We start from the raw sequence: 17,341 nt of genomic DNA, 5'->3' as shown, positions 1-17,341 counted from the left end.
TCAGTCAGTTCAAGATATCAACATATCCGGGCGATGGCCATCAGCCGCTCATCCCCGGCCGCTCATTTCCAGCCTTTTTGCCAGCCGTTGCAGATTGGCCCGATCGAGCCCCAGACGCTTGGCGGCCTGCGTCCAGTTGTTCTCACAGGCATCGAGCGCCGCCCGGATCAGCTGGCGCTGGTAGGCGTCCACCGCCTCGCGCATGCCGGTTTCCGGCAGAGCTGGCACGACAGGCGGCGACGCCGACTCGACCTCGGCGCCACCTGTCGCGCCAGACAAACCGAGATCGCCCGGCCGGACGACGACCTTCTCCGGATCGCGTTGCGCCGCTTTCAGGCCGGCGCGCAGCAGCAGATGTTCCAGTTCGCGCACGTTGCCCGGCCAGTCGTAGGCGGCCAGCGCCGCCAGCGACAACGGGTGCAGGTCGATGCGCTCGATGCCGAGCTTGTGCCGCGCCGCATCGAGAAAATAACCGGCGAGCACGGCCAGGTCTTCGCGATGCTCGCGCAATGGCGGTACCGCAATCGGGTAGACATGCAAGCGGTGGTAGAGGTCGCTGCGGAAACGCCCGGCCTCGACCTCGTGCAGCAGGTCGCGATTGGTGGCGGCAATGAGGCGCACATCGACGCGAATGATCGCGTCGGCGCCGACGCGCTGGATCTCGCCCTGCTGCAGGGCGCGTAGCAGTTTCGCCTGCAGGCTCAGCGGCAGTTCACCGATTTCGTCGAGGAACAGCGTGCCGCCATGCGCCAGTTCGAACTTGCCGGCGCGATCCGACGTGGCGCCGGTGAACGCGCCTTTCTTGTGGCCAAAGAGTTCGCTTTCGGCCACCGATTCCGGCAGCGCCGCGCAGTTGATCTGCACCAGCGCCTGCTCGCTGCGTGGCGACAGGGCATGCACGGTGCGCGCCACGAGTTCCTTGCCGGTGCCGGTCTCGCCGGTAATCAGCACGGCCAGGTCGGTGGCGGCGACCATGGCGATTTCCTGACGCAGGCGGCTCATCGCGCGGCTGTTGCCGATCAGGTTGCCTTCGCGCCGCAACGCCTCCTGCATCAGGTCGCGAGCAATCGCCCGCTGCCGTTCGCTGGCCTGCTCAAGCGCACGGATCAGCGCGACGTTGCGCAGCGTCGCGGCGGCCAGCGCAGCAAACGCGGCAACGGTCGAATCGGGCAATCGGTCGAAGGCATGGGCGTCGAGCGCATCGAGCGTCAGCACGCCGACCAGCTCGCGGTCGACGTGCAGGCTGGCGCCGAGGCAGGCATGCACCGGCATTTCGTGTTCGGCGTCGTCGGCGAGCAGACCGTCGAACGGATCGGGCAATTCGCTGCCGGCCGGGAAGCGCACCGGGTTCACCGAAGCGAGAATCGCTGCCAGACGCGGGTGCGCCGCGGGGTCGAACCGCCGCCCCATCAGGTCCGGCGCCAGTCCGTGGCTGGCCATCGGCACTAGCACGCCGTCCTGCAGGTGCATGAGCGTCACGGCGTCGCAAGGCAACACCGAACCGATCGCATTGACCAGCCGCTGGAACTGGATTTCGCCGGGCATGGTGTTGGAAAGATCGACGGCGATCTGCCACAGGGCGCGGTCGATGGCTTGCTGGAAACGCATGGTATTGGGCGGCTGACAGGTGAAGCGCAGAGTATATATAGAAGCAAGCAGGTGCATTACGCGCGTCGCACACCGCCAAACCGGTGGCTGCTGCACACCACAAACCAGGCTAACCAGCACACCCCGCGCTCAGCAAGTACGCGCAGAACCCAAGAAACGGTTTCCTGTTACGAAGGACCGCTCCCGGCCGCCTTTTTCTCGGCGGGAAGGCTCAACTTCTCCGCCTCCGCCACCCAGCCGCCGCCCATGGCCTTGTACAGGTTGATCGCGGCCTGAAGTCGCGTCTGTTGCGTCTGGGTATATTGCAACTGGGCATTGAACAGGCTGCGCTCGGCATCGAGGACTTCGATATAGCTGGTGTAACCATTGTCGTAGCGCAGCCGCGCGGTGTCAGAGTATTGCTGCAGCGCTTCGACCTGAAGGCGCTGCGTGGCCAATTGGGCGCGGGTTCTATCCTGGTCGATCAGCGCATCATTCACCTCGCGGAAGGCGTTCTGGATCGCCTTCTGGTAGGAAAGCAATGCCTGCTGCTGCTGCGCCTCGGCAACCTGAACCTGGCCGGCAAGCAGCCCGCCGGTGAAAATCGGCAGGTTTATCGCCGCGCCATACTGCCAGACCTTCGCCGGACCGCTAAAGAGATCGGAAAGATTGCTGCTGGCCGAACCCAACAAACCGGTCAGCGAAATGGTCGGGTAATAAGCCGCCTTGGCAGCACCGATCTGCGCGTTGGCGGAGATCAGGAGCTGTTCAGCTTCCAGAATGTCCGGGCGACGCTCCAGGAGACTTGAGGGCAAGCCTTCCGGGGTGGCCGGCGGCATCAATTCATCAATCGTTTTTCCACGGGCAATCGGCCCCGGATTACGACCGAGCAAGACGCTCAGTGCGTTTTCCTGCTGCACGATCGATTTTTCGAGCGACGGGATGGTCGCCAGCGCCTCTTCATACTGCGACTTGTTCTGGCTCAGTTCGAGCAGCGAAATCACGCCACCCGCATAGCGATCCTGAAACAGTTTGTACGAACCTTCCCGGGCCTTCGCCGTACTGACCGCGATCTCCAGTTGCCGGTCGAGGTCGCGCAAATTGATATACGCACTGGCCACGTTGGCGACCAGCGAAAGAATGACGCCCTGTCTTCCTTGCTCGCTGGCAACGAGCTGGGCGCGCGCCGCTTCGCTCTGGCGGCGGATCTTGCCCCACAGGTCAATTTCCCAACTGGCTCCGAGAAACGCGTCATACGTGTTGTAGACGTCCTGCACGCTCGTGCCGGGTAGGGTGTTTTTTTGTTTTGCGGCATCGTAGCCCGCACCGATTTGCGGGAATAAGGCGGAACGGGTAATGCCGTAGCGACCCGCATACTCATCGATGCGTGCGATGGCGATTAACAGATCCTTGTTCTCACGCAGTGCCGTAGCCACCAATTCGTTGAGCACCGGATCATCAAACTGCTCCCACCATGGAGTATTGGCCAAGTCCTTTGCGCCCTCGTCGGTGAGTCGCCAAGCCTGGGGCGTATCGACCGCCGGTCGGTAATAGTCAGGCCCGATCATGCAGCCGCCCGTCAGCAGCGCCAGCAACGTGATGGATGTCGAGGCAATCTTACGCATGATCGTCGCCTCCTTCCTTGACCGGGGCAGCGTGGGGTGGCGCCTCCCCTTCCCCTTTGCGGCCGAGTTTCTCGACCACATAGAAAGTGACCGGCACGATGAAAATGGCGATGAACGACGCGGCCAGCATGCCGCCGATCACCGTGCTGCCCATCACCTGCCGCGAAATCGAGCCGGCGCCCTGAGCGATGGCCAGCGGCACGCAGCCGAGGATGAAGGCGAACGAGGTCATCAGGATCGGCCGCAAACGCAGACGGGCGCCTTCGAGCGTCGCTTCGATCAGCGTGCGCTCGCCTTTTTCAGACTCCATCTTGGCGAACTCGACGATCAGGATGGCGTTCTTGGCGGCCAGGCCGATGAGCATGACGAGACCGATCTGGGCATAGACGTTGTTTTCCTGGCCCCGCATGAGCAGCGCTGCAAAGGCACCAGCGACCGCAATCGGCGTGCCGAGCAGCACCGAGAACGGCAGCGACCAGCTTTCATACTGCGCGGCGAGGATCAGGAACACACAAAGCAGCGAGAAGGCGAAGATCACCATCGGCGAGATGCCCTGCTGCGCTTTCTGTTCCTGATACGACATGCCCATGTAGTCGTACCCCATTTCCTTGGGCATCGTCTCGGCGAACACTTCCTCGAGCGCGCGCATGACCTGCGCTGAACTCACGCCCGGCGCGCCGGAAGCGTTGATCTGGGCGCTGCGGTAGAGGTTGTAGCGCATGGTGAATTCCGGTCCGGAAATACGACGGATCGTTGTCAGCGCCGAGAGCGGAACTGATTCGCCCTTGGCATTGCGCACATAAAACTGTCCGACGTTCTCGATATTCGTCCGGTAGTCTCCCTCCGCCTGGATGTAGACCTGCCATTGGCGGCCGAAACGGTTGAAGTAGTTGATGAAGCCGCTGCCGAGGAAGCTCTGGAGTGTCTTGTAGACGTCCGAGATATTCACCCCTTGCTTGAGCACCTGATCGCGGTCGACGTCGATGAAGATCTGCGGCACGGTTGGACGGAAAGTTGTCGAAACGCCCGCCAATTCGGGCCGCTTTCTGGCCGCTTCGACAAACTTGGCCGTATTTTCTGCGAGGTACTCGATGTCCTTGCCGGCCCGATCCTCAAGGATGAACGTTGCACCGCCCGACGTGCCGACGCCGGGAATCGCCGGCGGCGGGAACGAGAAGCCGATGGCGCCGGGCAGGCTGCCCAGCTTCTTGGACAGCGCCGCCTTGATCGCCTCGTACTTTTCCTCCGGCGCCTGGCGTGCCGACCATTCTTTCAGCGTCACGAAGAAGAAGGCGCTGTAGGTATTGGTCACCGAACTCAGCATGTTGTAGCCGACGACGGTCGTCGCGTATTCGACGCCCGGCGTAGACAGAATGAGTTCTTCGGCCTGTTTGGCAATTTCACTGGTGCGCTGCAGCGAAGAGGCGTCGGGCAGCTGGACAGCGGCGAAGACGTAGCCCTGATCCTCGTCGGGCAGGAAGCCGGTGGCGACGGATTTACCGAACAACCCGGCGACGGCAGCGACGGCGATCAGGAAGATCATGCTGAGAACGCTCTTCCTGATGGCGAAACGGCAGACGCCGACGTAGCCATTCGTCACCTTGCCGAAGCCGCGATTGAACCAGTCGTAGAACCTCTGCACCGGGCCGTTGCTCTTGGTTTTCGGCTTGAGCAGCATGGCGCACAGGGCCGGACTCAGCGTCAGTGCGTTGAACGCCGAGATGATCACCGAGATGGCGATAGTGACAGCGAACTGCTGGTAAAGCTGACCGGTAATTCCGGGGATGAAGGCGGTCGGCACGAACACGGCGGCCAGGATGACGGCAATGGCGATGACCGGGCCGGTCACCTCTTCCATGGCCTTGAACGTCGCTTCCTTCGGCGACAAACCGTGCTCGATGTGATGCTCGACGGCTTCGACGACGACGATCGCGTCGTCAACGACGAGGCCGATCGCCAGCACCAGCCCGAACAGCGAGAGCGTGTTGATCGAGAAGCCGAACATCGGGAAGAGCATGAAAGTGCCGACCAGCGACACCGGAACCGCAAGTAGCGGGATCAGCGTGGCACGCCAGCCCTGCAGGAAGAGGAAGACGACGAGAATGACGAGCACCAAGGCTTCGATCAGCGTGTGCTTGATTTCATTGATGCCTTCGGTAATCGACAGCGTGGTGTCCAGCGCCACGACGTAGTCGAGATCGGGCGGGAAACCTTCCTTGATCTTCTCCATGACCGCCCGGGCGCCGGCCGCCGCTTCGATCGCGTTGGCACCCGGCATCTGGTAGAGGGCGATGACGGCCGCCGGCTTGCCGTTCAGCCGGCCCAACTGGCTGTAGGTCTGGGCGCCGAGTTCGATGCGTGCCACATCCTTGACCCGGACGATCGATCCGTCGGTATTGGCACGCAGGACGACCTCGCCAAATTCTTCCGGACTTTGCAGCCGCCCTTGGGCACGGACGGCGTAGGTGAATTCCTGCCCGGCCGGCACCGGTTCGGCCCCGACCGTACCGGCCGGATTGACCGTGTTCTGGGCACTAATCGCGTTGGTGATTTCGGGAATCGTGATATTGAGCTTGGCCAGTTGATCCGGGCTGACCCACAGGCGCATGGCGTACTGCCCGGCACCGAACACGGTGACGCTGGCGATGCCCTTGACCCGCGTCATCTGATCGTTGATGTTGATGTACGCGTAGTTGGCGAGAAAGACGTTGTCGTAGGTTCCGTTCGGCGAGGTCAGCGCGAACATGATCAACGGCGAGGCCGTCGACTTGGCCACCGTGACACCGTAGTTGCGCACGTCGGCCGGCAGCTGCGACTCGGCTTGTCCCTGGCGCATCTGCGTCAGCAACTGGTCGGTGTTGGAGTCGGTGGCGACGTCGAAGTTGACCGTCAGCGTCGACTGGCCGTTATTGGCGTTGACCGAGTACATGTAGTTCATGTTGTCGACGCCGGACATCTGCTGTTCGATCGGCGTCGCGACGGACTGCTCGACGGTCAGGGCATCGGCACCGGTGTAGGTGCTGTTGACCTTGATTTCCGGCGGAACGATGTTGGGAAACTGCGCGGTCGGCAGGCCGGACATGGCGACCAGTCCGATGATGGTCATCAGGATGGAGATGACCATCGCCACGATCGGGCGATTGATAAAAAACTTGGACATGGCGGCTTACCCCTTCGCTGGCGCAGGCGATTCCGACGCAGCCGGCCCGAATGGTTTGGGAGTGACGATAGCGCCGGCGCGCACCTTTTGCGTTCCCTCAACCACGATTTTCTCGCCCGGCTTGAGCCCTTCCTTGATGATCCAATCCGAACCGATCCGCTCACCCGGCTTGACCTGCCGCAGATCAACCTTGTTGCCTTCGCCAACCACGGCGATCAGATACTGGCCCTGAATTTCGGTAACGGCACGCTGGGGCACGAGCAACGCGCCCTTGTCCACTTCAAGCGTCGCCCTGATCTTGGCAAACTGCCCGGGACGCAAACGGCCGTCGGGGTTGGCAAACAGCGCCCCCACCTTGAAGGTGCCGGTCGTCGGGTCAACCTGTCGGTCCATCAGGCCGAACTTCCCCGGCTTGGGGTAGGTACTGCCATCGACGAGAATCAGCTCAAGCGGGAGATCCTTGCGCGTGCCCGCCTGTTCTCCCTGATTGAATTGCAGGTACTCGCGCTCGCTGATGTTGATGTACACCTTGATCGGATCGACCGACGATACGGTCGTCAATTCGGTTTGCGCGGTGGGACTCAGCAGGTCACCAATTTGCGCCTTGGCGATCCCGGCAATACCGTTGATCGGGGAAACAATTCGGGTGAACTCCAGATTGAGCCTGGCCGTATCCAGCGCTGCCGTGGCTTGGTCAAGGAGCGCGCGTGCCGATAATTCTGAGCCGATGGCATCGTCCAGGTCCTTGCGGCTAACGGCATTCTTTTCAGCCAGCGGCCTGATGCGCGCCAGGTTGGCCGCGGCGGTCGCGTGATTGGCCAGCTGCTGGCTGCGCGCCGCCTTGGCCTGATCGACAGCCGCCTGGAACGTACGCGGGTCGATTTCGAAGAGAACCTGCCCCTTCTTGACGACATCGCCTTCGCGGTAGTTCTGCTTGATGAGATAGCCAGTGACCTGAGGCCGGATCGTCGCATTGATGTCACCGTCGATCGAGCCGACCCACTCGCGATAAATCGGCACGTCCCTCCCTTCCACGCTAAGAACTTCGACCAGCGGCGGAGTGGGCGCGGGCGGTGCGGCTTTCTCGCAGCCAGCAAAAAGGGCCACGACCAAACAAGAAAAGCCGATGGAAATTCTCTTAAGAGAAAGAGCACTCGGAGAACGACTCAATCCACGCAGCTTCATGGCCCCTCCCACTATGAATATAGCGTTCGATGCGAAGTCGATATTGACGATCGTTCTATAAGAAAAGCAGAAGGGTTAGGTCAGCGCAATCTTTTTGTCAACTTTGACGAAAGTGTCAGCACTGGCCTGCCCATCGGAAAAACTGGAAAACCCGACACTGTCTGACCATACTGTAGTTCATCCGAGTCGGCCAATTCGTTGCAATTCAATGCCTAACAGGAGATTCTGTCCATGAAAAACAGACATGCAAAGACGCTGCCCGTGGATAACGCCAACAACAAAGGCACGGAAAGCAAGCCGAAGCTCAAGGCCAAGCAGTACGAAAAACTCCTGCTCGAACTGCAGGCCGAGCTTTGCGCCGTTCAGGACTGGGTGGTCGCCACCGGCCAGCGCATCATCATCCTGTTCGAGGGCCGCGATGCCGCCGGCAAGGGCGGTACCATCAAGGCAATCACTGAACGGGTCAGCCCGCGCGTGTTCAAGATCGTCGCCCTGCCGGCACCTTCCGACCGCGAAAAGACGCAGATATACATTCAGCGCTATATGGCGCATTTTCCCGCCGCCGGAGAAGTGGTGATCTTCGACCGCAGCTGGTACAACCGCGCCGGCGTCGAACGGGTCATGGGATTCTGCAACGAAAAGCTGACTCACCGCTTTCTGGAGTTATGTCCGTTTTTCGAGAAACTGATCATCGAGAACGGAATCATCCTGCTCAAATACTGGCTGGAAGTCAGTGACGGGGAGCAGGAGCGCCGCTTCCGGGCGCGCATCGACGATCCGGTACGGCAATGGAAGCTCTCGCCCATGGACCTCCCCTCGCGCGAACGCTGGTACGACTACTCGCGCGCACGCGACGAGATGCTGGAGGCCACCGACACAGACTGGTCGCCCTGGAACATCGTCGATAGCAACGACAAGAAGCGGGCCCGCCTCAATCTGATCTCGCATCTGCTGAAGCAGCTTCCCTACGAGAAGCAGCCGCGCAAGAAGGTCAAGCTTCCCAACCGGATCACAAAGCACGCCTACGACGATGCCGCGCCCATGGTCCATCGGCGTTGGATCCCGATGAAATACTGAAGAATTGACCGCCGGGCCTGCCGCCTGCCGCTTGATCGCATGCGGTGGGCGGATTGCGTTTCCCGAAAAATCCGTGTATTCCATGCAAATTCCAATGCTCCCGGAGTTTGCATGTACCCATCGATCATCACGGAAACGGACGCTGCCGTCGGCATCATCACGCTCAACCGCACCGAGCGGCACAACGCCCTCGACGAGCGGCTGATTGGTGAATTGACCACCGCCCTGCTCGAAATGGAGGCGGACCCGGCGATCCAGGTAATTGTTCTCTCGGCGGCGGGAAAGAGCTTCTGTGTCGGTGCCGATATCGGCTGGTTAAGGAAGGCCGCCAGCCATTCGTTCGAGGAAAATCTGCGCGACGCCCGCTATTTCGCCCACTTGCTGGCCACCCTGAACGAACTCTCGAAGCCGACCATCGCCCGTATTCAAGGTCCGGCTTATGGTGCCGGCATCGGCCTGATCGCCGCCTGCGATATTGCCCTGGCAACCTACGATGCGGAGTTCGCCTTTACCGAGGTGAGACACGGCGTCGTGCCGTCCGTGATCAGCCCCTATATCCTCGCCGCCATCGGCCCCCGCTATGGCCGCCGCTACATGCTTTCGGCCGAACGCTTCTCGGCGGCCGAAGGGTATCGCATCGGGCTATTGCACGAGATCGTGCCGGATGAAGAACAACTCGACGACGCCATCGGCGAAATCATCGACAGCCTGCTCAGGAACAGCCAAGGCGCTCAGTCCGAATGCAAGGCACTGATCCACTCTGTCGCTGCTCGCCCCATCGACGAATCGGTGATTGAACGTACGGCACAGCATGGCGCGAACCTGCTCCTCTACGGCGAAGGCGATAAGGACATCGGCACCATCGCTGACGACTAGATCCGCAACGTTTCCGAAATAATTGAACAACGAGAACTCTTCGAAAATTGACTTGTCCGATGGGCGGTGTCTTATCGAGTTCCTGCAATGACCCAATCTGCCGCTACCGCCAAAGAAACCCCCAATGTTGCGTCGCCTTGTGTTCGCCTCTGTGGCCTGGATGCCGAAACGGGCTTATGTCGCGGATGCTTCCGTACCCTCGACGAAATCACCGGCTGGTGGAAAGGCTCGGACGAAGACCGGCTAGCGATACTCGCCGCCGTTGAACGGCGCCTTCAGACAGCAAGGTAGAATCCGTTCCTTCGCCAATCACGGAGAAGGAGAACCGCGAATACCATGACAACCGACGCCGAAGAAAACCCGATCATCTGCCTCAACTATTGTGTCTACGACGAGGAAACGGGCTATTGCCTGACATGTGGCCGGCCACCGATCCCGGTAACGCCGTGGATTCCAAACATCCCGGTCACGCCACCGGCAACGCCCGCCGAGGACGAAACGCACTAAACGGGCAGTTCGCCTGACGCCGTGCTTTCCGGCGTATTTCCCGACAAGCCTTCATGACTTGGCCGCGCCTTCGCTTGACGCACACCGGCGGATCTTTTGTTCAATCCTCACCAATGGCTATCCGACCGCCAATCGCTGCTCGACGAGCCGCACCCAATAGCTGACGCCATAAGGCAAAACATCGTCATTGAAGTCGTAGTACGGATTGTGCAGGGAGCAGCTGCCCGTCCCGGCGCCGTTGCCGAGCCAGACGTAACAACCGGGTTTTTCGCGCAGCATGTAGGCGAAATCTTCAGCGCCCATCGAGGGCAGCTCGTGACGCCTGACCCGCGTTTCGCCGACGACGGATTTTGCGGCGCGCAGACAAAAATCGGTTTCCGTCGGATTGTTGATCGTCGGCGGATAGCGGTGATCGAAAACCGCCTTGATCTGGGCGCCGAAGGCGCTGGCGACGCCAGCGCACAGACGTTCGATCGAACGTTCCACGGCCTCCTGCACCTCGGGCCGGAAACTGCGGATCGTGCCACGCATGACCGCCTCGTCGGGAATGATGTTGACCGCATCGCCGCCGTGAATCTGCGTGACACTGACGACAGCCGCGTCGCACGGATGGATGTTGCGCGCAACCACGCTCTGCAAGGTCGTTACGAGATGGCTGGCGACAAGCATCGTATCAACGCCGAGATTCGGCATCGCCGCATGGCAGCCATGGCCGTTCACCGCTATTTCCAGCGCGCACGTTCCGGCCATCACCGGGCCGGCCATGACGGCCATTTCACCGACCGGAATCCCCGGCCAGTTGTGCAGGCCGAACACCGCGTCCATCGGAAACTTCTGGAACAGGCCGTCGCCGATCATCACATTCGCCCCGCCCTCCGCCTCCTCGGCGGGCTGGAAAATGAAATACACGGTGCCTTCGAAATTCAGCGAATCGCGATGCTCGGCGAGATAGCGCGCCGCCCCCAACAGCATCGTCGTGTGACCGTCATGGCCGCACGCATGCATGCGTCCGTGATGCGCCGAGCGATACATGAAATCGTTCTTTTCATGCATGGGCAGCGCGTCCATGTCGGCGCGCAGGCCGATAGCGCGGCGACTGTTTCCCTTGCGCAGGACGCCGACCACGCCGGTGGTGGCCAGGCCGCGGTGCACTTCCAGTCCGTAGGCCGCCAGTTCGCGCGCCACGACGTCGGACGTCCGGACTTCATGATAGGCAGTTTCCGGGTGCGCATGGATGTCGTGCCGGATGGCAACAAGATCGCGCAGGAAAGGGATATCCAATAACTTCATTGCATCATCCGAATGTTTGGACAAGCGTTTAGTTTATGCCACCCCGGCTTGCCCGTGTTCCTGAGCATCCGTTATTCTGCACACCATGCGCATCGTGATCATCAGCGGCCTTTCCGGCTCCGGGAAATCCATTGCCCTCAACATTCTTGAGGACTCCGGCTACTACTGCGTCGACAACCTTCCTTCGCAGTTGCTGCAGCCCCTCATCGACCATCTCGGCGATCAGGGCTACGACAAGGTCGCCGTCGCCATCGATATCCGCGGCGGCGACAGCATCGAGCGCCTGCCGCAACAGCTGTCTGCCCTGCGCGCCCACGGCATCGACCTGCAATTCCTCTTTCTCGACGCCAAGACCGACACGCTGCTCAAACGCTATTCCGAAACGCGCCGTCGCCACCCGCTCGCCAACGAGCAGCGCACGCTAACCGAAGCCATCGCCGACGAACGCCTGCGCCTCGAGGAGCTGGCCGAGCTCGGCCACCATATCGACACGAGCGATCTCAAGCCGAATGCCCTGCGCGAGTGGATTCGCCAGTTCATCACCCCCGACGGCCGCCACGGCCTCACCCTCCTGTTCGAATCGTTCGGCTTCAAACACGGCGTTCCGCTCGACGCCGAACTGGTCTTTGACGTGCGTTGCCTGCCGAACCCGTTTTACGACGCCGCTTTGCGCCCCCTCACCGGTCGCGACCAGCCGGTCATCGACTTCCTCGAAGCCGAACCGGAAGTCCTGCGCATGCGTGACGATATCGCCCGCTTCATCGCCACCTGGCTGCCCTGCTATGTGCGCGACAACCGCAGCTATCTGACCGTCGGCATCGGTTGCACCGGCGGTCAGCATCGCTCGGTCTATTTCGCCGAATGGCTGGCCCGGCAGTTCCAGACTCAGGCACGCGTCCTGGTGCGGCACCGCGAACTTGCGCCGACGCAGACCGGCAATCAAACCGGCAATTCCTGATGCACTGGCTGTCGCTGCTCAAACCCGGCGACTGGCTGCTCGCTGTGCTTGGATTGGCGCTGTGCATCCTTTCTTTCCCGCTGGCCTGGCACGGCGGCAGCGCCGAGAAAGTCGTCGTCAAAAAATCCGGCGAAGTCTTCGCCGAACTCGATCTTTCCCGCGACAAGACGATCGAAGTGCCCGGCCCGCTGGGCATGACGAAAATTGCCGTGGAAAAGCGCCGGGTGCGCGTCGTTTCCGATCCCGGACCACATCAATACTGCGTCCGCCAAGGGTGGCTGGAACAGCCGGGAGAGATCGCCATTTGCGCCCCGAATCAGGTCAGCCTCCAGATTACGGGCGGCAAGGAATCGTATGACTCGCTCAGTTATTAGACTGGTCACGACGGCCGAAGACCATCGCATCGCCCAGCTCGCCGCCGCCGCCATCGGGCTGGCGGTGATCGATGCGGCGATTCCGTTGCCCCTGCCCGGCGTAAAACCGGGGTTGTCGAACATCGTCACTCTGATCGTGCTCGCCCGTTACGGCTGGAATACAGCAGCCTGGGTGTGCGGGCTGCGTGTCGTGGCCGGCGGCATCCTGCTCGGCCAGTTTCTCTCGCCAGGGTTTTTCATGAGCCTGACCGGTGCCGTCTTCAGCCTGTTCGCGCTGGCCTTGGCCATCCGCCTGCCGTACCGTTTGTTCGGGCCGGTCAGCTGGAGCATTCTGGCGGCTTTCGCCCACATCGGCGGCCAGCTGCTGCTCGCTCGCCTGTGGCTGATTCCGCATAACGGCCTGTTTTATCTGGTTCCCATTTTCGCCGTCGCCGCGCTCACCTTCGGTATCATCAACGGGCTGATCGCCGCCCGTCTTCTGTCCACGCTGCCGCGCATCGACCCGGGGGTGCAAAATGTCTAAAACGATCTGTCTCGCCTTTACCGGCGCCTCCGGCCTGCCCTACGGCATCCGCCTGCTCGAATGCCTGCTCCAGGCCGGTTGCCGGGTACAGCTGCTCTATTCGCAAGTCGCCCAGGTTGTCGCCCGCCAGGAGATGGGGCTGGAGCTGCCGTCGCGCCCTGCCGAAACGCTGGCTTTTTTCCAACAGCGCTTTTCAAACCTTCCCGGCACGCTCGAAGTTTACGGTCGCGAAGAATGGTTTGCGCCGGTGGCCAGCGGCTCCAATCCGCCGGAAGCGATGGTCGTCTGCCCGTGCACGATGGGAACGCTGGCCTCGATTGCCCAAGGCTTGGCCAGCAATCTGATCGAACGCGCCGCCGACGTCGCCATGAAAGAAGGGCGCAAGCTGATTCTCGTGCCGCGCGAAACGCCGCTCTCGGCGATCCATCTGGAAAACATGCTGCGCCTGTCACGCGCCGGCGCCATCATCCTGCCGCCCAACCCGGGCTTTTACCACCATCCGCAAACGGTGCAGGATCTCGTCGATTTCGTCGTCGCCCGCCTGCTCGACCAGTTGGCCGTTCCGCATCAACTGATGCAGCGCTGGGGCCAACAGGAAGGGAAAGAATGAGCTGGTTCGGCTTTCTGCGCAGCCGAACTTCCGGCAGGAAGATCGCCTCCGAAACGGCGACCATTCCCCTCTTCCCGGTTAACGGCCTGCTTTTCCCGGAGGGACGGCTGGCGCTCAAGATCTCAGAGCCGCGCTACCTCGACATGGCAGCGCGCTGCCTCAAGGACGAAACACCGTTCGGCGTTTGCCTGATTGCCAGCGGCAAAGAGAGCGGAGAACCAGCCACACCGCACACCGTCGGCACCCTCGCCCATATTGAGGCGGCCGACGTACCCCAACTCGGCAGCATGACGTTGAAGGTAAGGGGGGGACGGCGTTTCCGCATCGTTTCGCAAACGCTGGAACAGGATGGACTCATGACGGGCCACATCGAATTGCTGGCCGAGAAGGCAATCCACGACATTCCGGCCGGCCTGAAGGATCTGATTCCGCTGCTCAAGAAGATCGTCGCCGATCTCGGGCCGGAAAAAATGCCGGAGCCGCACGACTTTTCCGATCCGAACTGGGTCGGCTATCGCTTGACCGAAATTCTCCCGGTACAACTGCTCGCCAAGCAGAAACTGCTCGAACTCGACGATCCGGTGTCGCGACTGGAAATCCTCCACACCTATCTGGCCCAGCGCGAGGTGATTCGCTAACGCCGAACAGTCGTCACAGCGTATCCCAGGCGAATTTGACGATCAGCGCGCAAACGACGAACAGAAACAACTTGCGGACGAAGCCGCTGCCATGCCGCAGCGCCAGGCTCGTGCCGATGAACGAGCCACAGATATTCGCCGTCGCCATGATCGCCGCCAGCAGGGGAAGGTAATAGCCGTTCGGCACGAAATAGCCAATGGCCGCGACGTTAGTTGCCACATTCACCACCTTGGCCGCTGCCGAGGCGTGCAGGAAATCGAAGCCGAAAAAGCGGATGAACAGGAAGATCAGGAAACTGCCGGTTCCCGGCCCAAAAAATCCATCGTAAAACCCGATCACGCCGCCCACCGCCAGCGCATAGAAAAACTCGCGACGCCCGGCATGCTGCGGCCGGTGGATGGCGCCGAAATCCTTGCGCCAAAACGTGTAGGCCGCCGCCCCGACGAGCAGGACGAGGATCATCGGCCGCAACATGTCGCGCGGCAGCCAGGCCACCGCGATCGCCCCGAGATACGAACAGCCGAACGCCGCGACGGCGGCCGGCAACGTCGTTCCCCACGGCATGCGCACACGGCGGGCGAATCTGACCGCCGCGTTCGCCGTGCCGACGACGCTGGCAATCTTGTTGGTGCCGAACAGGGTGGCCGGCATTTCCTTCGGCAACACCGAGAAAATCGCCGGAATCTGGATCAGGCCGCCCCCGCCCACCACGGAATCGACGAAGCCGGCAAAAAGGGACGCCACGGTCAGGAGGGCTAGCTGGGTCAGTTCGATGGTCACGGTGCGACGTTAAACGGGCTTCCGATGCAGAATCTAGCGAACCAGCGCAAAGCCTTGCCGTTGCTAGGTTTTAAAAATCAATAACTTCGACATGGGCACACATTTGGGCACACCAATTTGAAGTGACCCCGAATAATGCCATCCTTGCCCAACCTCTGCCCAGCGAAACAGGAACCATACCGTCGATCTTTTCTTTGACGTCGCCCAAATCTGCTTTCTACGCTTCGTAGTATTGGCTCCGCTGGCAGGCACAGGAAAACAGCCCATTTGCTGCTGATTCTCTCGCCCAATCAAATACCGGCCAAACCCTTGCCGTGCAAGGCGGTTAAAGCGCCTTTTGATTTCTTTTGAAAAGGGGATTTTTTCTGCGCGTGAGATACCGAGCGGTTTACATTTCTGGGGATTCCAGACTTTTTCGGGTCCCTACCCCCTGCCTAAAACTACAGGTTATTGCGAGCGAACGGAACCAGTCGGTAACTGCTTTCTGTCGTCTAGCCTTTTGACGGCCCCTACCCATTCGGCAATCCCACGCCATGAAGGCATCGCCGCCGTTCCCGTGTGTGTCCTTATGACTCAGCAGGAACTACAGCCACAAAAAAGCCGGATCGTCTCCGGCTTGTTGATCGTCAGTTCGTCGTGAATCCAGAACATCGGTGTAGCAGGTCAAGCACAGGCCGATAACCCTTTGACGCCGATACCAGCCCACCGGGACAGGCGACGCTGCAAACGCTCCCATGCAGGTTCAGGCATTGGCTACAGAAGCGCCGGTCGTCGTCATCGTGCTGAATGTCGTTTGAGGCTTCCGACAATGGCGAGATGATCGCGGCCTTGTGTTCTTGCGTACTGGCTCCGACATTGATTATTTCCGGGGTTACACGGGTTACAGAGGGCACAGCCAGTATTGGCAAGGGTTCCAGCGTAACCCCTGCCGGGTTACACGGGGTTACAGGGGTTACAAAGTCGCGCCGCCTTCCGGGTGTTGTAACCCGTGTAACCTGTGGTTTTTCTTCGGGGTTACAGCGCAAAGCCTTGCCGTTACAGGCCGTAACCCGTGTAACCTCTGTAACCCCGTTTTTTAACGATGCCAGCAAAGAATCAAGCGCCATGCTCACCCCCCGCCAGCTTGTCGGGTTTGATTGCATACAGCTTTGCCACCCGTCCGCCGATTCGGAATGATCGCGCCCGCTTGCCGTCCGCCCCCGGTTTTGGCAATGCGCCAAGCTCCTGCAGCACGTCGAGCGCCCGGTTGAAGTCAAAGCCCTTCAAGGCTTCACGCATTCCGTCGGCAGTGAAGAGATACTCACGGCCTTGGGCATCGTCACGCCACCAGCCCGCCCGATCACGAATTTGAATCTCTACGGTCGCGTCAGCATCGGAAAAGCGCCCGTCGCCGTGTCGCTCAACGAAGCCTGATACCTTCTCGGCAATCTGGCGCTTCTCGTCGTTGCCTTTGCCGCGCATAGATCGCCACAGGTTGAAGCCTTCCGCCGCCGCATGGATCGCCGCGCCTTCTTCCCAGCCGGTTAGCCCGTATTCGGTCGCCAATTCGCCAGCCAGACCGATCAGTGCGAACCGGCCCGCCGCCCGTTTATCCTGCCCTTCGATTCCATCCGTTGCGAACAGCGGTAGATTCTTGAACTCTTCCAGCAAGTGGCAAAAGTTGCGGTCGTCGTTGGTCAGTTTTTCAAGAAAGGATCGCCCAACAACTCCATGTTGCCGCGCCGACGCCTGCTTGATCGCGTCAGAGAATGCCGCCGCCGTTGGTGAATCATGCAGGGTGTCCCACGCGCCGAAAGCTCCTGTCACGGGAATGTCGAGAAGGCGCACCGCTTGCCCTGCCTTTGCCCGGTGTCCGCCTTCGGCCATCGTTGTGGCTATCGTCCGTTCGCCACTGGACAACAAGAAACAGCGCCAGCTCACCACGCCCCGCGCCGATCCTGTCCGGCTGGCTCGCTGCTTGCCGCGTCCGTTGCCGATCATGTAGACGATTTCGCCCACTTGCTTGGGGTTGTCAACGGCGATTCAAAACTGATACAGATTTTTGTTGGGCAGCGATTCAAAACTGACACACCCCGGACACTTCATTTGCGCTGATCGCGTTGCCGAGAGGGAGGGGCGAAGGCCCGACCGGAAGGCGGCGCGATCAGCGC

At 60.9% G+C, this 17,341-nt stretch carries 16 protein-coding genes; 9 read left to right on the top strand and 7 right to left on the bottom strand.

Features of this window, described 5'->3' with window-relative positions:
• Nucleotides 1–48: 48 nt before the first annotated feature.
• The 4 genes from norR to GH659_RS06565 form a co-directional block, all read right to left on the bottom strand.
• Nucleotides 49–1,608, bottom strand: coding sequence for a nitric oxide reductase transcriptional regulator NorR (norR, locus tag GH659_RS06580; protein ID WP_153110382.1), 1,560 nt, complete (start codon nucleotides 1,606–1,608; stop codon nucleotides 49–51).
• Between the two features lie 167 nt (nucleotides 1,609–1,775).
• Nucleotides 1,776–3,212: an efflux transporter outer membrane subunit gene (locus GH659_RS06575; RefSeq protein ID WP_153110380.1), complete on the bottom strand. Its 1,437-nt coding sequence runs from the start codon at nucleotides 3,210–3,212 to the stop codon at nucleotides 1,776–1,778.
• Entirely contained in the window at nucleotides 3,205–6,372 is a 3,168-nt protein-coding gene (locus tag GH659_RS06570; RefSeq protein ID WP_153110378.1) for an efflux RND transporter permease subunit, read from the bottom strand. The genes GH659_RS06575 and GH659_RS06570 overlap by 8 nt, the downstream gene beginning before the upstream one ends.
• A 6-nt stretch (nucleotides 6,373–6,378) precedes the next feature.
• Nucleotides 6,379–7,557, bottom strand: a complete 1,179-nt coding sequence (locus GH659_RS06565; RefSeq protein ID WP_153110376.1) for an efflux RND transporter periplasmic adaptor subunit — start codon at nucleotides 7,555–7,557, stop codon at nucleotides 6,379–6,381.
• 231 nt (nucleotides 7,558–7,788) lie between these two features.
• Between GH659_RS06565 and ppk2 the strand changes: the two genes are divergently transcribed.
• The 4 genes from ppk2 (at nucleotide 7,789) to GH659_RS06545 (ending at nucleotide 10,017) form a co-directional block, all read left to right on the top strand.
• Nucleotides 7,789–8,634: a polyphosphate kinase 2 gene (gene ppk2 / locus GH659_RS06560; protein ID WP_153110374.1), complete on the top strand. Its 846-nt coding sequence runs from the start codon at nucleotides 7,789–7,791 to the stop codon at nucleotides 8,632–8,634.
• A gap of 111 nt (nucleotides 8,635–8,745) precedes the next feature.
• Nucleotides 8,746–9,510 carry an enoyl-CoA hydratase-related protein gene (locus GH659_RS06555; protein WP_153110372.1) on the top strand — a complete coding sequence of 255 codons (765 nt, stop codon included), beginning with the start codon at nucleotides 8,746–8,748 and terminating at the stop codon, nucleotides 9,508–9,510.
• Between the two features lie 87 nt (nucleotides 9,511–9,597).
• The gene (locus GH659_RS06550; protein ID WP_153110369.1) at nucleotides 9,598–9,801 is read left to right on the top strand and encodes a DUF1289 domain-containing protein; all 204 of its coding nucleotides are present in this window, start codon (nucleotides 9,598–9,600) and stop codon (nucleotides 9,799–9,801) included.
• Nucleotides 9,802–9,846: 45 nt separating this feature from the next.
• A complete protein-coding gene (locus tag GH659_RS06545) occupies nucleotides 9,847–10,017 on the top strand; it encodes a DUF1289 domain-containing protein (protein WP_153110367.1) in 171 nt (56 codons plus the stop codon).
• A 117-nt stretch (nucleotides 10,018–10,134) separates the two neighbouring features.
• Here the strand turns inward: GH659_RS06545 and GH659_RS06540 are convergent, their stop codons facing one another.
• The gene (locus tag GH659_RS06540; protein WP_153110365.1) at nucleotides 10,135–11,307 is read right to left on the bottom strand and encodes a M20 aminoacylase family protein; all 1,173 of its coding nucleotides are present in this window, start codon (nucleotides 11,305–11,307) and stop codon (nucleotides 10,135–10,137) included.
• An 85-nt stretch (nucleotides 11,308–11,392) separates the two neighbouring features.
• Here GH659_RS06540 and rapZ point away from each other — a divergent pair, with 85 nt between their 5' ends.
• Genes rapZ through GH659_RS06515 form a run of 5 tightly spaced genes read left to right on the top strand, consistent with a single transcriptional unit; the run spans nucleotide 11,393 to nucleotide 14,410 of the window.
• A complete protein-coding gene (gene rapZ, locus GH659_RS06535) occupies nucleotides 11,393–12,265 on the top strand; it encodes an RNase adapter RapZ (RefSeq protein WP_153110363.1) in 873 nt (290 codons plus the stop codon).
• The gene (locus GH659_RS06530) at nucleotides 12,265–12,639 is read left to right on the top strand and encodes a NusG domain II-containing protein (RefSeq protein WP_153110360.1); all 375 of its coding nucleotides are present in this window, start codon (nucleotides 12,265–12,267) and stop codon (nucleotides 12,637–12,639) included. The genes rapZ and GH659_RS06530 overlap by 1 nt, the downstream gene beginning before the upstream one ends.
• Nucleotides 12,620–13,162: a Gx transporter family protein gene (locus tag GH659_RS06525; protein WP_153110358.1), complete on the top strand. Its 543-nt coding sequence runs from the start codon at nucleotides 12,620–12,622 to the stop codon at nucleotides 13,160–13,162. Before GH659_RS06530 ends, GH659_RS06525 begins: the two co-directional genes overlap by 20 nt.
• Nucleotides 13,155–13,772, top strand: a complete 618-nt coding sequence (locus GH659_RS06520; RefSeq protein WP_153110356.1) for a flavin prenyltransferase UbiX — start codon at nucleotides 13,155–13,157, stop codon at nucleotides 13,770–13,772. The genes GH659_RS06525 and GH659_RS06520 overlap by 8 nt, the downstream gene beginning before the upstream one ends.
• The gene (locus GH659_RS06515; protein ID WP_153110354.1) at nucleotides 13,769–14,410 is read left to right on the top strand and encodes an LON peptidase substrate-binding domain-containing protein; all 642 of its coding nucleotides are present in this window, start codon (nucleotides 13,769–13,771) and stop codon (nucleotides 14,408–14,410) included. Before GH659_RS06520 ends, GH659_RS06515 begins: the two co-directional genes overlap by 4 nt.
• A 13-nt stretch (nucleotides 14,411–14,423) precedes the next feature.
• On the opposite strand, the gene GH659_RS06510 is transcribed toward GH659_RS06515, so the two are convergent.
• Nucleotides 14,424–15,191 (bottom strand): sulfite exporter TauE/SafE family protein, encoded by a 768-nt coding sequence (locus GH659_RS06510; RefSeq protein WP_425499982.1) that lies wholly within the window; start codon nucleotides 15,189–15,191, stop codon nucleotides 14,424–14,426.
• 1,095 nt (nucleotides 15,192–16,286) lie between these two features.
• Complete coding sequence (locus GH659_RS06505) at nucleotides 16,287–17,213, bottom strand: DUF927 domain-containing protein (protein WP_153110352.1); 927 nt, start codon at nucleotides 17,211–17,213, stop codon at nucleotides 16,287–16,289.
• Nucleotides 17,214–17,341 lie beyond the last annotated feature (128 nt).

Source organism: Propionivibrio limicola (genome assembly GCF_009469695.1).
GTDB lineage: Bacteria > Pseudomonadota > Gammaproteobacteria > Burkholderiales > Rhodocyclaceae > Propionivibrio > Propionivibrio limicola.
The sequence above is the reverse complement of the archived record's forward strand: the minus strand, read 5'-3'. Positions and strand labels throughout refer to the sequence as shown.

What these genes read in the sequence shown, in the direction of transcription:
- norR (WP_153110382.1), bottom strand. Translation starts at nt 1,608, where the DNA reads ATGCGTTTCCAGCAAGCCATCGACCGCGCCCTGTGGCAGATCGCCGTC.
- GH659_RS06575 (WP_153110380.1), bottom strand. Translation starts at nt 3,212, where the DNA reads ATGCGTAAGATTGCCTCGACATCCATCACGTTGCTGGCGCTGCTGACG.
- GH659_RS06570 (WP_153110378.1), bottom strand. Translation starts at nt 6,372, where the DNA reads ATGTCCAAGTTTTTTATCAATCGCCCGATCGTGGCGATGGTCATCTCC.
- GH659_RS06565 (WP_153110376.1), bottom strand. Translation starts at nt 7,557, where the DNA reads ATGAAGCTGCGTGGATTGAGTCGTTCTCCGAGTGCTCTTTCTCTTAAG.
- ppk2 (WP_153110374.1), top strand. Translation starts at nt 7,789, where the DNA reads ATGAAAAACAGACATGCAAAGACGCTGCCCGTGGATAACGCCAACAAC.
- GH659_RS06555 (WP_153110372.1), top strand. Translation starts at nt 8,746, where the DNA reads ATGTACCCATCGATCATCACGGAAACGGACGCTGCCGTCGGCATCATC.
- GH659_RS06550 (WP_153110369.1), top strand. Translation starts at nt 9,598, where the DNA reads ATGACCCAATCTGCCGCTACCGCCAAAGAAACCCCCAATGTTGCGTCG.
- GH659_RS06545 (WP_153110367.1), top strand. Translation starts at nt 9,847, where the DNA reads ATGACAACCGACGCCGAAGAAAACCCGATCATCTGCCTCAACTATTGT.
- GH659_RS06540 (WP_153110365.1), bottom strand. Translation starts at nt 11,307, where the DNA reads ATGAAGTTATTGGATATCCCTTTCCTGCGCGATCTTGTTGCCATCCGG.
- rapZ (WP_153110363.1), top strand. Translation starts at nt 11,393, where the DNA reads ATGCGCATCGTGATCATCAGCGGCCTTTCCGGCTCCGGGAAATCCATT.
- GH659_RS06530 (WP_153110360.1), top strand. Translation starts at nt 12,265, where the DNA reads ATGCACTGGCTGTCGCTGCTCAAACCCGGCGACTGGCTGCTCGCTGTG.
- GH659_RS06525 (WP_153110358.1), top strand. Translation starts at nt 12,620, where the DNA reads ATGACTCGCTCAGTTATTAGACTGGTCACGACGGCCGAAGACCATCGC.
- GH659_RS06520 (WP_153110356.1), top strand. Translation starts at nt 13,155, where the DNA reads ATGTCTAAAACGATCTGTCTCGCCTTTACCGGCGCCTCCGGCCTGCCC.
- GH659_RS06515 (WP_153110354.1), top strand. Translation starts at nt 13,769, where the DNA reads ATGAGCTGGTTCGGCTTTCTGCGCAGCCGAACTTCCGGCAGGAAGATC.